Source organism: Burkholderia sp. A2, from assembly GCF_001729305.1.
Taxonomy (GTDB): Bacteria; Pseudomonadota; Gammaproteobacteria; order Burkholderiales; family Burkholderiaceae; genus Burkholderia; species Burkholderia sola.
Window position 1 is genome coordinate 73,557 of record NZ_LZXX01000002.1, and the last position, 18,705, is coordinate 92,261.

General features: G+C 67.3%; 15 protein-coding genes. 6 read left to right on the forward strand and 9 right to left on the reverse strand.

The window, feature by feature from the left end:
• Window positions 1-167: 167 nt before the first annotated feature.
• Window positions 168-1,214 (reverse strand): glycosyltransferase family 2 protein, encoded by a 1,047-nt coding sequence (locus A9Z05_RS00340; protein ID WP_069616586.1) that lies wholly within the window; start codon window positions 1,212-1,214, stop codon window positions 168-170.
• Between the two features lie 290 nt (window positions 1,215-1,504).
• Here A9Z05_RS00340 and A9Z05_RS00345 point away from each other — a divergent pair, with 290 nt between their 5' ends.
• Entirely contained in the window at window positions 1,505-2,791 is a 1,287-nt protein-coding gene (locus A9Z05_RS00345) for a right-handed parallel beta-helix repeat-containing protein (RefSeq protein ID WP_069616391.1), read from the forward strand.
• 95 nt (window positions 2,792-2,886) lie between these two features.
• On the opposite strand, the gene A9Z05_RS00350 is transcribed toward A9Z05_RS00345, so the two are convergent.
• Together A9Z05_RS00350 and A9Z05_RS00355 are read right to left on the reverse strand one after the other, a co-directional pair.
• Window positions 2,887-4,464 (reverse strand): mannose-1-phosphate guanylyltransferase/mannose-6-phosphate isomerase, encoded by a 1,578-nt coding sequence (locus A9Z05_RS00350; protein WP_069616392.1) that lies wholly within the window; start codon window positions 4,462-4,464, stop codon window positions 2,887-2,889.
• Window positions 4,461-5,039: a drug:proton antiporter gene (locus tag A9Z05_RS00355; RefSeq protein WP_069616587.1), complete on the reverse strand. Its 579-nt coding sequence runs from the start codon at window positions 5,037-5,039 to the stop codon at window positions 4,461-4,463. Before A9Z05_RS00355 ends, A9Z05_RS00350 begins: the two co-directional genes overlap by 4 nt.
• A 1,191-nt stretch (window positions 5,040-6,230) precedes the next feature.
• On the opposite strand from A9Z05_RS00355, the gene A9Z05_RS00360 reads away from it, so the two are divergent.
• On the forward strand, window positions 6,231-7,622 hold the full coding sequence (locus tag A9Z05_RS00360; protein ID WP_069616393.1) for a sigma-54 dependent transcriptional regulator: 1,392 nt from the start codon (window positions 6,231-6,233) through the stop codon (window positions 7,620-7,622).
• 41 nt (window positions 7,623-7,663) lie between these two features.
• Here the strand turns inward: A9Z05_RS00360 and A9Z05_RS00365 are convergent, their stop codons facing one another.
• The 6 genes from A9Z05_RS00365 to A9Z05_RS00390 all read right to left on the reverse strand — a co-directional run bounded on the left by A9Z05_RS00365 (window position 7,664) and on the right by A9Z05_RS00390 (window position 14,584).
• Window positions 7,664-10,117, reverse strand: a complete 2,454-nt coding sequence (locus A9Z05_RS00365) for a glycoside hydrolase family 2 protein (protein WP_256121802.1) — start codon at window positions 10,115-10,117, stop codon at window positions 7,664-7,666.
• A gap of 29 nt (window positions 10,118-10,146) precedes the next feature.
• Window positions 10,147-11,202: a DUF1839 family protein gene (locus tag A9Z05_RS00370; RefSeq protein ID WP_069616589.1), complete on the reverse strand. Its 1,056-nt coding sequence runs from the start codon at window positions 11,200-11,202 to the stop codon at window positions 10,147-10,149.
• Window positions 11,199-12,182 carry an amino acid--[acyl-carrier-protein] ligase gene (locus A9Z05_RS00375; protein ID WP_069616394.1) on the reverse strand — a complete coding sequence of 328 codons (984 nt, stop codon included), beginning with the start codon at window positions 12,180-12,182 and terminating at the stop codon, window positions 11,199-11,201. The genes A9Z05_RS00370 and A9Z05_RS00375 overlap by 4 nt, the downstream gene beginning before the upstream one ends.
• Window positions 12,179-13,375, reverse strand: coding sequence for an acyl-CoA dehydrogenase family protein (locus A9Z05_RS00380; RefSeq protein ID WP_069616395.1), 1,197 nt, complete (start codon window positions 13,373-13,375; stop codon window positions 12,179-12,181). The genes A9Z05_RS00375 and A9Z05_RS00380 overlap by 4 nt, the downstream gene beginning before the upstream one ends.
• Window positions 13,372-13,623 carry an acyl carrier protein gene (locus A9Z05_RS00385; RefSeq protein ID WP_006490451.1) on the reverse strand — a complete coding sequence of 84 codons (252 nt, stop codon included), beginning with the start codon at window positions 13,621-13,623 and terminating at the stop codon, window positions 13,372-13,374. Before A9Z05_RS00385 ends, A9Z05_RS00380 begins: the two co-directional genes overlap by 4 nt.
• A 178-nt stretch (window positions 13,624-13,801) precedes the next feature.
• A complete protein-coding gene (locus A9Z05_RS00390) occupies window positions 13,802-14,584 on the reverse strand; it encodes a Crp/Fnr family transcriptional regulator (protein WP_176730121.1) in 783 nt (260 codons plus the stop codon).
• 915 nt (window positions 14,585-15,499) lie between these two features.
• Here A9Z05_RS00390 and A9Z05_RS00395 point away from each other — a divergent pair.
• The 4 genes from A9Z05_RS00395 to A9Z05_RS00410 all read left to right on the forward strand — a co-directional run bounded on the left by A9Z05_RS00395 (window position 15,500) and on the right by A9Z05_RS00410 (window position 18,694).
• The gene (locus A9Z05_RS00395; RefSeq protein WP_069616396.1) at window positions 15,500-16,282 is read left to right on the forward strand and encodes a Crp/Fnr family transcriptional regulator; all 783 of its coding nucleotides are present in this window, start codon (window positions 15,500-15,502) and stop codon (window positions 16,280-16,282) included.
• An 11-nt stretch (window positions 16,283-16,293) separates the two neighbouring features.
• On the forward strand, window positions 16,294-17,700 hold the full coding sequence (locus tag A9Z05_RS00400) for an undecaprenyl-phosphate glucose phosphotransferase (RefSeq protein ID WP_069616591.1): 1,407 nt from the start codon (window positions 16,294-16,296) through the stop codon (window positions 17,698-17,700).
• A 389-nt stretch (window positions 17,701-18,089) separates the two neighbouring features.
• The gene (locus A9Z05_RS00405; protein ID WP_069616397.1) at window positions 18,090-18,482 is read left to right on the forward strand and encodes a TraR/DksA family transcriptional regulator; all 393 of its coding nucleotides are present in this window, start codon (window positions 18,090-18,092) and stop codon (window positions 18,480-18,482) included.
• A gap of 8 nt (window positions 18,483-18,490) precedes the next feature.
• Window positions 18,491-18,694, forward strand: a complete 204-nt coding sequence (locus A9Z05_RS00410) for a hypothetical protein (protein ID WP_069616398.1) — start codon at window positions 18,491-18,493, stop codon at window positions 18,692-18,694.
• Window positions 18,695-18,705: the final 11 nt, after the last annotated feature.

Sequence of the window (18,705 nt, forward strand, 5' to 3'; positions counted from 1 at the left end):
TTCCCGTCCATCGTGCCTGGTGGCGCGAACACGCCACGCGACCGCGATATCTGCCGCCACGCATGCATCAACTGGTGAGGACCATTGTGGAGCGCATGCCGTACGCACTCGGTGCGATGGCTAACCGAACAAGCGAATCGGCCGCCGCGGTCGCGCTCGGATGGTATTCATCGCACGCCGGCGCGTGGGGCGGGCGACTTGCGAACGCGAGCGAGCGGATTGGACAGATAGCGGATCGCGCGATTGCTCAGCGTTGACGATGGCAGCAAACACGCGAGCGACAACACGGTGACCGCCGCCTTCTTGGCCGGGCGCCAGAACGGGTTGCGCAGCACGGTGTGCCAGTAGCGCCCCGATTCGCACAGGAACCAGCGCCAGCGCCGCGCCAGCGGCGCGCGATACAGCGTGCTCGCAAAGCGTGCCTTCTCGATGGCGAAGTCGAGTGGGGCCATCGGCAGCGCTTCCCGCAACCGCGTGCCGGCGAGCGTGCGCAGGATCGACCAGCGGCGTTCGGCCTTCAGTGCACCGGTTGCCGCGTCTTCCGAGTTGGCGAGCGCGAGGGCCGGGCCGTCGGACGCGCTTGCGTTCGACTGCTGGTGCATGCGATAGCCGCCGAGCGTCGCATCGATCATGTGGACGGCACCGAGCAGCGCGATGCCGTAGATCGCATAGAAATCGGCGCCATGCAGATTGTCGGCAGTGACGGGTACCGGAAAGATGCGTTTGAGCGCAGCGACCTGATACGCATTGCCCGATGCAGGCGGCGACGGGTACAGCCAGCCCGCGCGCAACAGGCGACCGCAATCCGTATCGACTACCGACTGCGGTACGCTCGCGCCGGTTCGCGCGCCGTCGTGCGCGATCACGTCGAGCCGGAAATGGACCTTCACGAAATCGCCGGATGCGAACGCGGCGAGCACGCGTGCCGCGGCGTCGGCATAGAGCAGGTCGTCCGCGTCGAGCAGGATGACGTAGCGCGACGTGACATGCTCCAGCGCCCGGTTGTACGCGGCAACCTGACCGCGATTCTCCTGGAACACCGCGGCAATGCGCTCGCCATACGAGCGAATGATGTCGCGCGAATCGTCGGTCGACCCGTCATCGACGATCAGAACCCGGACGCCGTGCGCGGTCTGCGCGAGTGCCGAGTCGATCGCGTCGCGCAGGTACTTGCCGTGGTTGTAGTTGCAGATTGCGATGGTCAGGTCGGTCATGTGCTGAAGTCGGACGGGCGGCGCGCGGACGATCGGGCTCATGATACGGATCGCGCGGCTGCGCACAGTTCGCGAGCCTACCGTTCGGGAATTCGCGCGCGTGGAATATCGCGTCGTCGATGCGGTGCCGGGGCGCTTGGTCTGATGACGCACCGACGCCGTTCGGAGCCCGTGATCTAATCAACGTTGGAGCGTCGCCGCTTTTGTCGGCTTGGCGGACAGGCCATGCAGTCGGCCTTCAATGCATGCGGTTCGGCGCGCACGAAGACTTGCCAGGGAAACGATACGATATGCATGAGTTGCAACGCCTGTTGCGCATTGTGGTCGCCGGCATGTGCATGGCGGGCGCGCTATCGTGGCCGGAACTCGCCGCGCCCGCGACCTCCGCGACCCAACCGGCCGCACTTGATGCGCCCGTACCGGACGCGTACGTGCGTCCGGATCCCGCCGGGGCCGATCAGGGCGACGCGCTGCAACGTGAGCTTGACGCGCTGCGGCCGGGGCAACGGCTCGTATTCGCACCGGGGCGGTATGTCGTCAGCCGGTCGCTCGTCGTGCGACAGGCACGTGTGGTGCTGTCGGGATTCGGCGCGACGCTGATCGCGACAGCGCCGAACGATCAGACGATCGAGTTGCGCGGCGACGGTACGACGCTCGTCGGGTTCCGGCTCACGGGAACCGGCACCACGCGTCTCACGACGCCGGAGTCGACGAAGATCGAGGTCACGGGGCGCGACGTGCAGGTGCTCGACAACATCGTCGACGGTGGCGCAGGGGCCGGCATTTTCGTGTTCGGCGGCGCGGATGTCGCGATCGTCGGCAACGAGGTGCTGTCGACGCTGGCGGACGGCATTCACATGACGCACGGCTCGCACAACGTGCTGGTGCAGGGCAACGTCGTGCGTGGAACCGGCGACGACATGATCGCCGTCGTGAGCTACCAGGCGGAAGGCGTGCTGACCCGCAACGTGATGATTACCGGCAACTCGCTGGAGGGCAACCCGTGGGGCCGCGGCATCACCGTCGTCGGCGGCGCGAACGTTACGATTTCAAACAACATCGTGCGCAACGTGCAGGTCAGCGCCGGGATTCTCGTCGCGCAGGAGGACAGCAACCGCACTGTCGGTTCGTCTGACGTCCGGGTCGAGCGCAACGTGATTGCCGATATCCAGACCGCGACAGGCCGGACCGATTTGCGTCCGCTCACGCAGCAAGGGGCGATCGAGGTCAGCACGTGGTCCGGTTCGGTATCGCGGGTGACCGTGATCGGCAATCGCGTTTCGAATGCGCGATTCGATGGCATTCGGTTGTGGGGCAACGTGTCGGACGTACGGCTGGCGGACAATCAGCTGTCGGGAATCGGCGGCATGCCGGTGCGGGTCGGGCCTGAACCGGATTGCGCAGCCGGCGCGGCCGCGAGCGCGTCCGCGAACAATCGCGCAAGAAGCGCTCCGTGCGCGCGCGCGCGCCTGTCCCGGCCGGGCGCGCCCGACGCCCTCGGCGCCGATGCGTCGCTCCTCCCGCGCGTGCGCGAATCCGTCAGACGGGTGCGCTGGTCCCAACGCGGCATCGATTGATCGTGCATGCGGTGCGCGGCCAACGCGCCGGCGCGATTCCCATGCACCGGTCGAACGGCATCGCGTTCCGCCGCTTCCTCCCGACGCTCGTCCGATTAGCCCGGTTCGCCGGCCGAGAGCGGTACGACCGGCGTGGGCTGCGCGGAAGCCGCCCTTGTCGATGACTGAGCCGTCCCGACGACTGCCCGCCCATACTGATCGTCGAACCGCACGATATCGTCCTCGCCGAGATAGTTGCCCGATTGCACCTCGATGATTTCGAGCGGAATCCGGCCGGGATTCTCGAGTCGATGCACTTCGCCGACGGCGATATACGTCGATTCGTTCTCGCACAGCAGGAAGGTCTCGGCGCCGCGCGTGACCTTCGCGGTGCCGCGCACGACGATCCAGTGCTCGGCACGGTGATAATGCATCTGCAGCGACAGCTGCCTGCCGGGTTCGACGACGATCCGCTTCACCTGGAAGCGCTCGCCGAAATCGATCGAATCGTAATGGCCCCACGGCCGTTGCACCTTGCGGTGCTCGCTCGCCTGCGGGCGCTGGTCAGTCTTCAGGCGCGCGACGATGTTCTTCACGCGCTGCACGTCGTGCTTGTTCGCGACCAGCACCGCATCGGCCGTCTCGATCACGACGACGTCCTTCATCCCGACGCACGCGATGAGGCGGCCTTCCGAGCGCACGAGGCTGTCCTGCGTATCCTCGAACACGATCGGCCCGCGCGCGACGTTGCCCTGATCGTCCTTCGGCATGATTTCCCAGATCGCATCCCACGTGCCGACGTCCGACCAGCCGGCCGCGAGCGGCACCACGATGCCTTCGATGCCGAGTTCGCCGTGTTGCGCGAGGCGCTCCATCACCGCATAGTCGATCGAATCCGACGGGCACGCGTCGAAGGCCGCCGCATCGATCCGGAAGAACGGATCGTCGGCGACGCCCGCGCGCCATGCGTTCTCGCAGGCGGCGTGGATGTCCGGCGCGAGCGCGCCGATCGCCTTCAGCCAGACCGATGCGCGCGTGACGAAGATCCCGCTGTTCCACCAGTAATCGCCCGATTGCAGATAGCGTTCGGCGAGCGCCGCATCGGGTTTTTCGACGAAACGCCCGATCGCGTAGCCGCCCTGGCTGCCGTGGCGGCCCGAGCGCGGCTCGCCGACCTGGATGTAGCCGTAGCCCGTCTCCGCGCGGCGCGGCAGCACGCCGAGCGTGACGATCGCGCCTTCCTGCGCATAGCGCGCCGCGCGTGCGATCGCGTCCTGGAACGCGCCGACATCGACGATCACGTGATCGGCCGGCATCACGGCGAGCACGGGGTCGTCCGCGAGCGCGCTGGCGTCGAGCGCGGCCAGCGTCAGCGCGGGCGCGGTGTTGCGCGCGGCCGGCTCCAGCAGGATGCGGGCGGGCGCCGAGCGGCCGTGCACCTGCTCGGCGCTCATGAAGCGATGCTGTTCGCCGCAGACGAGCAGCAGCGTGTCGCCGAGCGACGCGTTCGCGATGCCGTTCAGGCGGCGCGCCGTCGCCGACAGCGGCGACTCGTTCGAGACCAGCTCGATCAGTTGCTTCGGATACTGCTCGCGCGACAGCGGCCACAGCCGCGTGCCGGAGCCGCCGGCCAGAATCACCGGCAGGATGCTCGGCAGATCGGGTTCGGGAACGGGGCGAAGGGTGGGGGTCATCGGTTCGCTCCGGTGTCGACGGGTAGTCGGGTGCGCGCGCGGCCGTCGGCGCGTGTGTCGTCGTTGCGCGAGACCGAAACAGCTCGCGACAGCAGGTGACGCAGTGCGCCGGCTGCACGGTCGGCCGACCGTACCAGGCCGACGAACGGCGCACCCTGTTCGAGATACGGGCCGTACGCCTTGCGGAATCCGAACTGTTTGTAGAACGCCTGACGCGGCGCGGGGACGTGCGTGCGCACCGCGGTGTCCGGCCATGCGGCCTGCGCGGCGGTGAGCGCGCGCCCGATCAAGCGTTCGAGCGTGTCGTCGTCGCGGCAGCTTTCGCTCGTCAGCACCTTGTCGATCACGACGTCCGGATCGATGTCGTCGCCAGGCAGGATGCGCGCGTACGCGGCGACTTCCGTGGTGTCGCCGTTGCGCACGCTCGCGTAGACGTGCAGCGCGCCCGCGTCCTTGCCGTCGATGTCGAGATGCGTGTGCGCGTCCTCGACCACCAGCACGGCGTTGCGCGCGCGCAGGATTGCATAGAGATCGACGGCGCTCAGGTGTTCGAATTCACAACAATGCCATTCCATGATGCTGTCCTCGCGTGATGCCTTCGGCACGCCGCGCCGCACGGACGAGATCGTTCCGTGCGGCGCGGCGATCTTCATCATCCGGATGCATGGTGCGGCAGTCTGTTCGAAAGCGTACTCACGCTCCGGATTCGCATGCACGGCGCGGGATACGACGCGACGTGCGCGTTACGGGAGCGTCGCAATGTGCGGTAGCACACACCGTCGGGGCCGGTGCCTTTTCATAATTGCTTCGTCGTGGCGGCCTGCAATGAAGCGTGGCCGGCCGATATCGCGCGCAAACAAGTCACCCGGACGCGGGACCGACGATTGCGGTCGTTCGCGACCGGCCGATCGCGCGCCTGCACCGCCGTGGTGATCTGCCGGTGCGTCTGCTCCGGCCAACGCGTGCGCGGTGGGCGATCGCGCCGGCAGGGCTGTCATGTTGCACCGCACGGCACACGGGCGGGCGTCCGAGGCCCGGGACCCGAGCGTGTCGGCCGGAATTCGCGAAAGGGGGCTGCGCGGCGCGATGCCGGAGATTACGACGTGTAACGGCCGGGCGGCCCGCGCGCCGGCGCAATGCGATGCGGCGGCCGTCCGGCCAGCGCGATTATGTGGGCCGCGCGCGCGGTCCCGCGCACTTTGGGGAGATTTCGGTGAAAATCGCAGGTAATCGTTAGTATCAATGTTGCGGAAAAGTAGTATTTGCCACTGATTGACGGGAATGGTCGGAGATAATCAAATCTCAGTGGTCAAAAGCGCGCAGCGCGGGGCCATGGGCAGCGTAACCGACTGATTCAGGATTATCTTTTGGTAACAAGGTCATCTCGAAACGGGGTGTAGATTCAGGTGCGGATGAAATGGGGCGGTCGATCCGGGCGCGGTTTGGCAGCCCTCCGGTTCAGCATCGGGCGCGAGTGTCGTGTACGACGCGACGCACATGCGGAAGGAATTTCCGTTTGCCGGCGTGCCCCGCCTGACGGCGGATCGCTTCAAAGCCGGAATGTCATGGCTCCCGCAGCCGCGCATTCCGTTCGAGTTTGATGACAACGAGGCCGGATGACATCCGGCTCGACCTCCGGGGGTTTTCGCCGTGTGCAGTTTCGATCTTCGCCAAAGCTGCGGAAACGCAGCGCGGAAGGGCGGCCATGCGCCGCCGGCCGCAGCGCACGCGAACGGTTCGCGGAGTGCAGAGAGTGACGGTTCGTTATGAATATGCCAATAACGCGCGATAAGAGCGCCGGCGCGGGGAGCGGTAACGGGCAGCGTCCGCTGATTTACTGGACGCAGTCGCCGTCCGTGATGCTGCGAAAGGAATTGTCGCGTCGCGACTGGAAAGTGACGGTCGTCGCGCATGCGAACGAGTTGCGCGACACGTCGGGCGAAATTACCTGCGGCATTCTCGACCTGAGCGGCGGCCATGCCGATGCGATCGGCAGCATCGCGTCGACCTGCGCGTCGATGCGCGACGTCGTCTGGGTAGCGCTCGTGGACGTCGGCCAGACGGCCTCGCCGAACGTGCGCGCGCTGCTGCGCGACTACTGCTTCGACTACGTCACGCTGCCGGCGTCGCACCAGCGGATCGCCGATACGGTCGGCCATGCCTACGGCATGGAGTGCCTCTTCGCGCGCGATCGCGAACAGCTCGAATCGGAGGAAAAGGGCATCGTCGGCACCTGCAGCGCGATGTTGCGGCTGTTCGATACGGTGCGGCGTTTCGCGCGCACCGACGCACCGGTGTTCGTGTTCGGCGAAACGGGAACCGGCAAGGAGCTTACGGCCGTCGCGATCCACCGTCATTCGGAGCGACGCAATGGCCCGTTCGTCGCGGTCAACTGCGGCGCGATTCCGCCGCATCTGTTGCAATCCGAACTGTTCGGCTATGAGCGCGGCGCGTTTACCGGCGCGAACGCGCGCAAGATCGGCTACGTCGAGGCCGCGAACGGCGGCACGCTGCTGCTCGACGAAATCGGCGACCTGCCGCATGAAAGCCAGGCGAGCCTGCTGCGGTTTCTGCAGGAACGTTCGATCCATCGTCTTGGCGGCAGCGATCCGGTGCCGGTCGATGTCCGGATCGTGTCGGCGACGCACGTCGACCTGCGCGATGCGATGGAGGAAGGGCGTTTCCGCGCCGACCTGTTCCACCGGCTGTGCGTGATGCGCATCGACCAGCCGCCGCTGCGCGCGCGTGGCAAGGATATCGAACTGCTCGCGCACCACATGCTCGAACGTTTCCGCGGCGATGCGCGCCATCGCGTGCGCGGGTTTTCGACGGATGCGATCACGGCGCTCTACAAGCACGACTGGCCGGGCAATGTCCGCGAACTGATCAATCGGGTGCGCCGTGCGGTCGTGATGACGGAGGGGCGCCTGATCACCGCGCAGGATCTCGAGCTCGAATACTGTCTCGATGCGGCGTCGCCGTCGGTCGCCGACATCCGCAAGTCGATCGAACGCGAGGCGATCGAAACCGCGTTATTGCGGACGCGCGGGCGCGTCGCCGCGTCGGCGCGCGAGCTCGGCGTGTCGCGCGCGACGCTGTATCGCTGGATGGAGGCGTACGGCATCGAGCGACCGCGCGGAACGGGCTCGTCCGACTGATACGCGGCAGCATGACGCTCGCGCCGGTCGCGAGCGTCGTGTCAGCCGGCCTGCGTGGCGCGCACCGCGCGCGCGGCGTTGACGGCCCGGATTTCGACCGTGGGCGGCACGTTGTCGTCCTCCACCGCGGGCTTCCCGTCGGTTCGCAATGGAATGAGCGCGATGCGCGCCGGCGTGCCGGGCGCGAGATGGAACCAGTCGTCGCTCGGCATGAAACCCGGCGCGTCGATCTGCACGTGGCGAACGACGTGTCGCGTGTCGATGTCGACGTGCCACGTCGCGCCGGTGCGCGACACGCATGCCTCGATTCCGGGTTCGCGACGCGCCAGCACGGCCGGATGCGTGCGGGACGGAAAATGGAACGCCTGCGACAGCAGCGTGCCGTCGTCGGCGCGCAGCGTCGCGACGACCGTATCGTGTTCGCAGGGGCCGAAGCGGTACGCGTAGGTCCAGTCGAAGAAGCGGCCGAGCAGTTCGGCCGAGCCGAGCCGTACCGTGTCGTGCGCGGCGATCCGCACCGGGGAGCCGGCCCGTGCGACCGGCGTGCGGCCGTCGCGCAGCGCGACCAGCTCGATCGCGGCCGACAGCGGAGCCGGGCGCTCGTTGACCACATGCACGTCGAGCCCGTTCAAGCCTTCGTCGACGAGCAGCACCTGGATCGGCTGCAGCACCTGACGCAGCGCATACCACGCCGATTTCGGCCGGTGCACGGCGTCGATCACGCCCCATCCGGCGCCCGGCATCACGTCCTGGAACTGCCACACGAGCGCGCCCGCGCAACGCGAACCGGTGCGCCGCCATTCGGAAAACGTTTCGCGCATCACGTCCGCGATCACCGCACGCGACAGCTCGACATAGCGTGCCGGGTCCTCGCGCCGCAGCCGGTCGGGCGCGACGTCGTACAGCGTCTGCAGGTAATGGTCGCGAATATCGTCGAAGTCCCACGACGTGCCAGGGTCGCGTGGCACGGCCGCCTTCCAGCGCGGTTCGTGCACGCCCGGCCAGCCGAGTTCCGCGAGCGTCGCATCGCACGGCACGTTCGCGAACGCGAGGCATTCGCTCGCAAAGCGCACGTCCGCGCGGCGCGCGTCGTCGAGCGGGCGCAGGTACGCGCCGACGCCGTAGTAGTGCGACACGCGTTCGCGCGGCACGAACGGCAGCACGCCGCCGTCGGGCGAATCGGGCACGTACGGGACATCGGGGCGGTGCGCGGCCGCGTGGCCGGCCAGCCGGTCGGCCGTCAGTTCGAGGAAGCGCTGCTTCGGCCCGAGTCCCGACATCGCGGCCTGCTGCGCGATCTCGCTGCCGCCGCACAGCACCGCAAGCGACGGCGAAGCGCCGTGACGCGAGAGGAACTGGCTCGCTTCGCGATCGACGTTGGCCGCGAACGCGGGATCGTCGAGCGCGTAATCGAAGTTCGCGAAACCGAAGTCCTGCCAGACCAGCAGCCCGAGCCGGTCGCACCATGCGTGGAACGCGTCGGCCTCGTAGGTCATCGTGCCGCCGACTCGGATCATGTTGAAGCCGGCGTCGCGCGCGAGCCCCAGCAGGCGGCCGTAGGTCGCGTCGTCCGCGTGCAGCGCGAGCGGCGCGGCGCTGCTCCAGCAGGCGCCGCGCGCGAATACAGGCACGCCGTTGATGCGCAGTCCGAAACCCTTGCCGTCGGCGCAGGAGTCGACGTCGATCGTGCGAAACCCCGCCGAGCCCAGCGACCGGCGTGCATCGCCGATATGCAGCGCGATCTCGTAGAGCGCCGGTTCGCCGTGCGTATGCGGCCACCAGCGGCGCACGTTCGGTATCGCGACGCTGGTGCGCAGCCGGTCCGCGCCGGCCCGTTCGAGCGTCGCGTGATGTTCGCCGCACGACAGCCGCGCCGCGAACATGTCCGGCAGCGGCGCGGCGAACGTCAGTTCCGCATCGAGCCACCCCGTGTCGCCTTCGACGCGCGCATGCAGTTTGCAATCGGTGAGAACGGGCCCGTCGGCCGGATCGAGCACGTCGACGGGCCGCCACGGGCCGGTGGGCACATACGGCGGAAACCAGCCCGGCATATGCCCGAACAGCGACGTGCGGATCGTGCGCAGCGTGGCCGGTTCGGCGAGCCGCGTACGCCAGCGCGCGCGGCGCGGCGCGCGCGCGTCGCGCAGGTGCGGCGCGAGCGCGCGGAAACAGACGGTCAGCCGGTGCGTGCCGTCGAGCGCCACGGGCACGTCGTGCGCGACGAACATGCTGTCGGAGCGGAGGATCGGCGTGTCGTCGAGCCAGGCCTGCGCGAGCGTCGCCAGGCCGTGAAAGCGCAAGATGCGCGGCCCGCGCCCGCGCAGCTCGAGTCGGTACCAGTGGTCGCGCTCGTCGAGCGACGCGGCTTCGTCGAGCCGGCCAGCCAGCGCGAGCGCCTGCGCGACCGTGCCTGGCACCGGCGCCGTGATCCAGCCGTCATGGTCGGCCGGAAGGTCGCGCGGCGCCCGCGCGGCGCCCGCGGCCGTCGCCAGCATCGACCACGCGGGCTGGGGGCGCGCGCGCGTCACCGCATGGCCGGCACGAGCGCCGTGTCGGCGCGCACGGGCGTCACGTGCCGCAGCGGCGCGCCGATCTGCCGCGCGCACGCGACGAGGTCGGCGTACGCGGCCTCGATCGCTTCGAGCGTCGAATCGCCGCGTTCTTCCTTGCCGCGCGCGCACGCGCGCGCGAGCCGAAATTCGAGCACCATCGCTTCGGACGCGATGCGATCGCACGCGGCGCGGATCTCGGCGAACGGCCCGGTGCAGCCGCTCGCCTGCAGCCAGCGCGCATAGTGGCCGAACAGTTCGAAATTCGCGCCGAGCTGCCGCACTGAATTGAACGAATACGCATGGAAGCGTTCGAGCGGTGCTTCCGCGAGGATCCGCGCGTCGGTCTGCAACTGCCGGCGGAACGCCGCGATCGGATCGACGACCGGCAGGCGCCGCAGGTGGCGCTGCAACGCGGCGAGCGAGGCTTCGCACAACGCGCGCTCGTCGAGCGGCGCGAAGCGTCGCTTCGCGCATTCGACATACGGCGGCAGCGTCATCGGCGAGCTGCCGCCGATGAGCCCGTTGTAGTCGAAATCCTCGGCGACGTAATAGCCGCTGTTGTGGAAGTAGCCGATCTGGTGCTTCTCGCGGTCGATCGCGTCGATGCCGATCGTCGTCTTCGTGTGCTGCGTGCGGTAGCTGGTGCCGCGCGTATCGGGCAGGAACCACGCGTCGACCTCGACGATCATCAGGTGGCCACGCGCGACCTGCGTCTCGATGTGCTGGTCGAGCGGCTCGTAGATCGAATGCTCCTGCACGACGATTCCGTAGAGCCGCTCCAGTTCGTCGTGCGGAAACTTGAAGAACGTGAACTGGTCGCCCTCGAAATCGAGCGCGATCGTAAACGGCAGCGCTGCATACGGATTGAGGCCCCACCACCGGAGCACCTCGAGCCACATGTCGACGTAGCAGTTGGTCTGCTTCCAGACCATCTCCTGACTGTGCAGCGGGTGCGGCCGGTAGTGACGCGCGCGGTGGCGTACGCCTTCGAACGACGCGTCTTCGCCGTCGCGGGAAACGAACCTCATCGCGCGCCCCACAGCACGTCGCGCACCTCGCTCGGCCATGCGTCGATGTCGAAGCCGTGGTGGCGGAACAGCGCGAGCGTGAGCCGCTCGAGACCGAAGCCGACGCAGCCCGTGTGCGCGACGTCGTCGGTCGCGGTGCGGATGTCCCACAGCAGCCCGAAGTGGTCCATGTGGTAGTTGAAGCTCAGGCACGCAGTCTGTCGGTCGTCGTGCTCGATCGGAATCAGCAGCTCGAACTTCAGGTTCTGCTCGCGCTGGCTGTTCGCGACGATCTTGCCGCCGCGCCCGAAGAACGGGTCGTTCGCGAGATCGATCGCATTCGGCAGGCGCAGCGCATCGATCATCCGCGTGCCGCGTTCGATCCAGGTCTCGCGGAACGAGACGATCTGCTCGGGCGTGCCGATCCGCACGTACTCGCGCATCCGGAACAACTGCATGCGGGTCGGGTCGAGCGACGGTTCGTGACGAAAGCAGTACGAGAACACGTCGACGATCCGGCCGTCCGCGGGCAGCGCGCCCGCGCGCGCGACGACGGGATACACGGGATAACACGCGGCCGGCGTCATCACGACGTAGGTCGGCTTCTGGTTTTCGGTCCAGTCGTCGCCGCGATCGAGGCATTGCAGCACGCGCTGATGCTGGCGTTCGTCGCCGCAGAACGCATGTACGCTGCCCGCCAGTTGCGGGAAGCTCTTCATGTATTCGCTGCGCTCGAACTCGGTGCGGCTCATCGCCGGCGGGAAGCGCAGCACTTCGGCCTGCTGGTCGGCGCCGAGGCGCGTGACGAACGCGTCGAGCGCTTCGACCACGCGCTCGAATCGTTCGCTGCGGCCGAACAGGCCCTGGATGCCGGTCGAGACCAGCAGGCCCGCGTCGATCAGCGCGTCGCGCAGCGGATTGACGCCCGCGCGGTCGAGCGGTGCGTCGGCGGGAGCGGAGGGGGCGGGAGCGGCAGAGGGCACGGCGAGGCGATCGTTCACGTATGTTTCTCCAGCGTCGCGGGACGCAGCGCGAGCAACAGGCTCGCAGTGTTGGCGGCAATGCGGTCGTTGCTGATCATCAGCGGCGCCGCGTGCAGGTCGCGAATGTGGCGGCCGATGCTGAACGGCGTGCCTTGCTTGTAGCCGGCCATCCCGCAGATCATCATCGCCTGGTGCGCGACCTCGAGCGCGGTCGCCGACACGTAGGTCTTCAGCGTATTGATCTCGGCGGCCCACGCCATGCCGGCCGACCACGAGCGAGCCGACGCGTTCGCGTGGAGACGCAGCACGTTGTCGACGCGCGCCTGCATCGCCTGCAGCAGCGCGAGCGATTCGGCGATGCGCCGTGAGGCGGGCGACGGTGCGCCGTCGGTCTGGCGCGCTTGCGCGCGGAAGAACTGGTGCGCGCGATGGAACGCGTCGCCGGCCACGCCGATCCACACCGCGGCCCACAGGATGTGCGAGACCGGCACCATCGTTTCCTCGGCGATTTTCGCGAACGGCACCGGCAGGCATTGCACGGCGGCGCCCTGTGCGTCGAGCACGAAGCCGTTGCTGCACGTGCCGCGCATGCCGAGCGTGTCCCATTCGCCGCGGCGCGTGAGCGTATAGCCGTCGCGCAGCAGCGTGACGAGCACCTGCTCGGAAGCCGGCGCGTCCGCATCGCGTCGCGCGGTGGCGAGAATGCCGTCCGCGTAGTCGCCGTACGAGATCGTCGGTGCGGATTTGTGCAGCCGGAACCCGCCGCCGTCGATTTCGAGTGCGCACTGGCTCGCGCGCAGGTTGCCGCCGACGCCGTCTTCCGACGTGGCCGACGCGAGCAGCCACTGGTGACGCACGAGCTGCTGCAGGAACAGCTTGTGCCAGCCCTGGTCGGCGGCATGGTCGACGATGCACGCCACCTGGATCTGGTGCATCGCGAACACCATCGCCGACGATGCGCACGCCTGGCCGAGGATCGAGCAGGCCGACGCGATGTCTTCCAGCGACGCGCCAGCGCCGCCGAGATGGGCCGGCACCATCGCGCCGAGCAGCCGGCGCGCGCGCATCGCCTCGATTGCCTCGACGGGGCAGCGCGCGTCGCGATCGACCGCATCGGCATGCTGGGCGGCGATCTGCGCGACGGCATGCGCGGCCTCGTCGAGCCGATGCGAATCGCTGTCGGACGCGAGTTCGGGAAGCAGCGCGCTCATGCGGAGTGCTCGGTGCGTTGCAGCGTGGCGATCGTGTCCGCGAGCGCGTCGATGCTGCGGAACAGGTTGCGGTTCAGCATCTCGTCGGGAATCTCGATGTTGAACTGCTTTTCGATCGCGAGCATCAGCTGGATCGTATCGAGCGAGGAGAGGCCCGCTTCGTAGAGGTCGTCCCCGTCGCCGATCGAGTCGATCGCGGCTTCGAGGTGGGCGACGTGCTTCAGGATGGTTCTGATTTCGTTTTTCACGTGCTGCTCCGGCGTGCGTGGTGTCGTCCGCTCGGGCAGACGCGCGACAAGCGCTGACATCCCCCGGCAGTCCGGCATCAGTAGACCATCGGCAGACACGGCGTTCTGTTCGCCACCCTACAAACGGCTGACCCGGCACGCGGGCGGCGCCGAAGCGCCGCCCGGTCCGGTGAGCCGATCACGTGCGCGACGCGGCCGGCACGCCGGAGTCGGCCGACAGGATGCGCTTCATCTCGTCGCGCACGATCGCGCGGCAGCCGCACGACATTTTTTCGAGGCCGTCGAGGTCCGCGAGCTCGATCGAGCTGCGGTATTGCCGGATCAACCCGAGCTTCTGGATTTCGCCCGCGGCGTCCGTGACCGTTTCGCGTCGCACGCCGAGCATTTGCGCGAGCATGCTGTGCGTCACCTGGATCTCGATGCTGCGCGTGCGGTCGAACGCGAGCAGGAACCATCTGCATAACTGATGTTTGAGCACGTGATGACGGCTGCAGAACGTGATCTGTGCGACTTGCGCCATCAGCAGCCGCACACAGACGAACACGAGATGGCGGATCACCGGCGACGCCTCGAACGCGGTCGCGAAGACGCGCCGGTCGAGCCGGTAGACGAAGCCGTCGCGGCACGCGACCGCGCGGCAGGGCATCCGGCCGCTGCCGCCGATCACGTCGTCGCAGACCACGCTTTCGCTGCCGATCTCCGCGACTTCCAGCGTCATGCCGCCGGACGACACGTACTGCAGCGAAATCGCGGTCGTGACCGGCAGGTAGACCGCGGCGAGCATTTCGCCGGGTTCGCAGAGCACTTGCCCGGATTTCAGGTGAACGAGTTGCAGGTGGGGCGTCAGCGTGGCGAGTTCGTCGCGGTCGATGGCCGCGAGAAACCGGTTGGCGTCAAAGCTGTGGGAAAGCTCGATCATGCCGTTCGCATAAGCGACGGCGTCGGTGGCCTGATGAGTCACGGCACATCCTCGCAGGTGGGCGGTCGCGCGTCGTTGCAGCGAATCCCGGAACGGAAATCGCACGACCGTGCGGACTTTTGTTGATCAAAAAACGGAATGACGATACTCGCGAAAAAGGCTAGCACGCAATTGAAATCGGCCAATTCGGGCTTTTGCCATTTCACAAAGTTTGACGATTCCGACTGCGCGCAAACGTTATATCGATTTAAGGATTCCTTTCTGTGGAATTAATTATCCGGAAATGGAATCGTGAACCTGCTTGTCATTCTATGTCGACCGGAATCAATCGGACAACGTGACGAATCGTACCGCGGAAGTAGCGGGAAGACATTGAACATTATTTGACAAATAAATGGGGCTCGCCATATTTTTCATTTATATCAATAGCTTGCGGGCGATATGTGCGGTAGAGGACAGAGCCTGGAATGAGTGTGCCGATTCAAATTTGAGACAGTTTGAAACGGGCATGTGCGGTGCGGCGATGCCGGGAAATGCTGCGCCGCACATCACGGAAACAATTGAAAAACGGCTGTAAGTATTTGAACGATAAGCATCGCGGCCGTAACGCCGCGTCATGATCCAGCGCGCGGGAATTGATCAGTCGAATGCGTGCTGTGTCCGCCGCATGGGGGAGTGTCCGGAAATGAGACGTTTTTTTGGTTTTTGGGTCCGTTATTCGGCGGCTCTAAATCGGATGTGATTCATATATTAAGGACGGGCGGCTATTGGCACGTAAATCGCTTATTCGGGCTGGCGTGTCGAAACGGGGCAGTCGACTCAATTCGGCGTTGACAAGCCGATGATCAGTCGGATTCAGGGTTGTGGGCCGCAACCGTTGTCAATGTCCGGGCGCGCATCGCGATAACGAGTTCCGTGCCTGCCGCTGGTGGCGCGGACGATAAAAGGGATACAGACATGCTTCATCTTCACTCGAGCTATTCGGCGAACGCCATCCTTGCTGCCCTCCCGGAGGACAGCATCCGCGCCATCGCCCCGCATCTCGAACTGGTCAGGATCAAGGCCGGGATGCTCGACCGGGTCGGCGAGCCGATGCGTCATCTGCATTTTCCGACGACGGCGATGATGTCGGTGCAGCACCTGATGGAGGACGGTGCGATGGTCGAGGTGGCGGTGGTCGGCCGCGAGGGCGTGGTCGGGCTGGGGACGCTGGTCGGCGGTATCGCCGCGTCGAGCCGGGTCGAGGTGCGCATCGGCGGAATGGCCTATCGCGTGCCGAGTTGCGTGATGCGCGCCGAATTCGAGCGGTCGGCGCAGACCTACCGGTTGTTGCTCAATATCTGCCAGGCGACGATGGCGCAGATCTCGCGCAGCGCGCTGTGCAACCGGCATCACTCGGTCAGCGAGCAGCTCAGCCGCTGGCTGCTGCTCGCGCACGACCGGATCGACGGCGACGAGCTGGCCGTTACCCAGCAGACGATTGCGAACATGCTCGGCGTGCGGCGCGAGGGCGTGACGGAAGCGGCCGGGAACCTGCAGGAAGCCGGGCTGATCCGGCAACGCCGCGGCCGCATCACGGTGCTCGACCGCGACGGCCTCGAACATCACGCGTGCGAATGCTACAACCTGATTCGCGCCGACTATCGGCGGTTGCTCGGCACGCGCGAGCATGCGAGGCCGGCGACGATTCGCCCGCGCATGCCGGACACGCACCGCGGATTCCCCGCACATGGTGCGTGACGATGCAGTCGATGTCCGGTGGAACGAATGCGATCCGGCGTGCCGCGATCGCGGCGGCCGACGTCGTGCTCGTGCTGGCCGGGGCGCTCGCCGCCCAGGCGGCATCGGGGCTCGGCTGGCATGCGCTGTCCGACGCGCAGCGCGGCGCGATCGCGCTGCTGTGCGTGCTGACGGTGGCGCTGCTGCCGCGCTACCTGCGCACCGTGCGCGGCGGCGTGGTGGTGCAGGGCGGCGTGCACGTGCTGACGCACACGCTGGTGGCGGTCGTGTGCGCGAGCGTGCTGACGGTGGCGGGCACGATGTGGATCATGAATCGCGGCGGCACGGTGACGACCCGCTGGATCGCGCGCACGGTGCTGGCCGGCGACGCGACGCTGCTGCTCGGCCGTGCGGCGCTGCTGGCGCTCGCGCTGACGCGTGGCGACCCGCGTGCGCGGCAGCGCCGCGTTGCCATCGTCGGCGCGACGGCATACGGGCGCGTGGCGATCGAGCGGATGCAGCTCGCGCCGAACGGCCCGTTCACCGCCGCATGCGTATTCGACGACGATGCGCCGGCCGCCGCGGGCGGCATCGGCGGCGTACCGGTGATCGCCGACTGGAACGCGTTGCGCGACCGGATTCGCGGCGGCGACATCGACGAGGTGTGGCTCACGCTGCCGATGTCGCACGAGTGGCGGATCCAGCGCATCGTGCGCGAGTTGCGCGACGAGTTCGTCGAGTTGCGGCTGTTGCCCGACGTGCGGCAGATGGCTGTCGTCGATCGTTCCGCGACCGACGTGCTCGGCATGCCGGCGATCAATCTCGCGACCACGCCGCGCTCCGCGCCGGAGCTGTGGGCCAAGTTCGCGTTCGACCGACTGTTCGCGTTCGGCGTGCTGATTCCACTGCTGCCGCTGCTGACGATGCTCGCGATCGCGGTCAAGCTGTCGTCGCCGGGACCCGTACTGTTCCGGCAGCGCCGCAAGGGCATCGACGGCCGCGAATTCGACATCCTGAAGTTCCGGACGATGCGCGTGCATCGCGCGCAGCCGGGCGTCGTGCGGCAGGCGTCGCGCAACGATTCGCGCATCACGCGCGTCGGTGCGTTCCTGCGGCGCACGTCGCTCGACGAGCTGCCGCAGTTCTTCAACGTGCTGTTCGGGCAGATGTCGGTGGTCGGCCCGCGTCCGCACGCGATCGAACACGACGACTTGTATCGGCAACTGATCGACTGCTACATGTATCGATACCGCGTGCGGCCCGGCATCACCGGATGGGCGCAGGTGAACGGCTATCGCGGTGAAACGCGCAAGGTCGAGGCGATGGCGGCGCGCGTGAAGTTCGATCTGTTCTACATGCAGAACTGGAGCTTCTGGTTCGACATCAAGATCATCCTGATGACGGTGGTGCGCGGCTTCATCGGACGCAACGCGTTCTGAGGATTGCGAATGATTGCAGCGGCGCCGCGCGAGCGATCGATCGTATCGACCGCGCGATGGCGGTTCGCCGGCGCGGAAAGAACCGAGCCGACCGCGCGGGAAATTGCTGCGCTGCGGTTGTGCCAACGCGCTTCGACGCGCGCGCCGCAAGGCGGGATTGCGCGTCCGTCCCCAGTTTTCGCACCGCTGTCGCCGCGTGAACGGCACGCTGATTCCGGTCAACACACGCGTGTTCAATGGGTTTATCCTGCGTCGAATGCGTCCGGCGTTTCGCGCGTCCGGCCGCCCATCCGGATGCGACGGCGCAGGTCATGCCTGCGCGCCGCGCACCGGTGCGATACCGCGCGCCGCTCTTGTTTCGCGCGGAACCCGGAACAGGAGAGACGGCCATGTCGCTCGACCCACAACAACGGCAGACGCTGAAGCAGCGGCTGAACGAGAGCGAGCAGGCGCTGCGTGCGGAGATCCGCGCGAGCGAAGACCAGCGCGCGTCGGAATCCTATGCGGAGCTTGCCGGCGCGGCGCCGGACGAGGGCGACGAGGCGAACGCGGACCTCTTCGTCGACGTCGACCATGCGTTGATCGGCATGAAGCTGACCGAACTGCGCGCGGTCGGCCGCGCGCAGCAGCGGATGCGCGACGGCAGTTACGGCGAATGCATCGACTGCGACGGCTCGGTCGGCTACGAGCGCCTGCTGGCGCGCCCGACCGCCGAACGCTGCACGCACTGCCAGTCGCTCTACGAGCGGCGCTACGCGACGACCCCGCGCGCATCGCTCTGACGTCGTGCGTGCGTACGATCGCCGTCTATGGCCGCGACATCCCGACGACGATCGCGAACGGCGACAATCCCGGGAAGATTCCGTCGATCGGGCGCGGCCGGCTGACGTGGCATGATGTGCTGAACACGCGCACGCTCGCGCAACCGCGGCCGCTGCTGGCGCGCACGACGGGCGGCAGCGGCACGAAGCGGAGCCGGCCGAAGCGTGCGTGAACGCGTCGCGG

What these genes read in the sequence shown, in the direction of transcription:
- A9Z05_RS00380 (WP_069616395.1), bottom strand. Translation starts at nt 13,375, where the DNA reads ATGAGCGCGCTGCTTCCCGAACTCGCGTCCGACAGCGATTCGCATCGG.
- A9Z05_RS00350 (WP_069616392.1), bottom strand. Translation starts at nt 4,464, where the DNA reads ATGACCCCCACCCTTCGCCCCGTTCCCGAACCCGATCTGCCGAGCATC.
- A9Z05_RS00340 (WP_069616586.1), bottom strand. Translation starts at nt 1,214, where the DNA reads ATGACCGACCTGACCATCGCAATCTGCAACTACAACCACGGCAAGTAC.
- A9Z05_RS00405 (WP_069616397.1), top strand. Translation starts at nt 18,090, where the DNA reads ATGTCGCTCGACCCACAACAACGGCAGACGCTGAAGCAGCGGCTGAAC.
- A9Z05_RS00395 (WP_069616396.1), top strand. Translation starts at nt 15,500, where the DNA reads ATGCTTCATCTTCACTCGAGCTATTCGGCGAACGCCATCCTTGCTGCC.
- A9Z05_RS00355 (WP_069616587.1), bottom strand. Translation starts at nt 5,039, where the DNA reads ATGGAATGGCATTGTTGTGAATTCGAACACCTGAGCGCCGTCGATCTC.
- A9Z05_RS00345 (WP_069616391.1), top strand. Translation starts at nt 1,505, where the DNA reads ATGCATGAGTTGCAACGCCTGTTGCGCATTGTGGTCGCCGGCATGTGC.
- A9Z05_RS00400 (WP_069616591.1), top strand. Translation starts at nt 16,294, where the DNA reads ATGTCCGGTGGAACGAATGCGATCCGGCGTGCCGCGATCGCGGCGGCC.
- A9Z05_RS00365 (WP_256121802.1), bottom strand. Translation starts at nt 10,117, where the DNA reads ATGCTGGCGACGGCCGCGGGCGCCGCGCGGGCGCCGCGCGACCTTCCG.
- A9Z05_RS00360 (WP_069616393.1), top strand. Translation starts at nt 6,231, where the DNA reads ATGAATATGCCAATAACGCGCGATAAGAGCGCCGGCGCGGGGAGCGGT.
- A9Z05_RS00370 (WP_069616589.1), bottom strand. Translation starts at nt 11,202, where the DNA reads ATGAGGTTCGTTTCCCGCGACGGCGAAGACGCGTCGTTCGAAGGCGTA.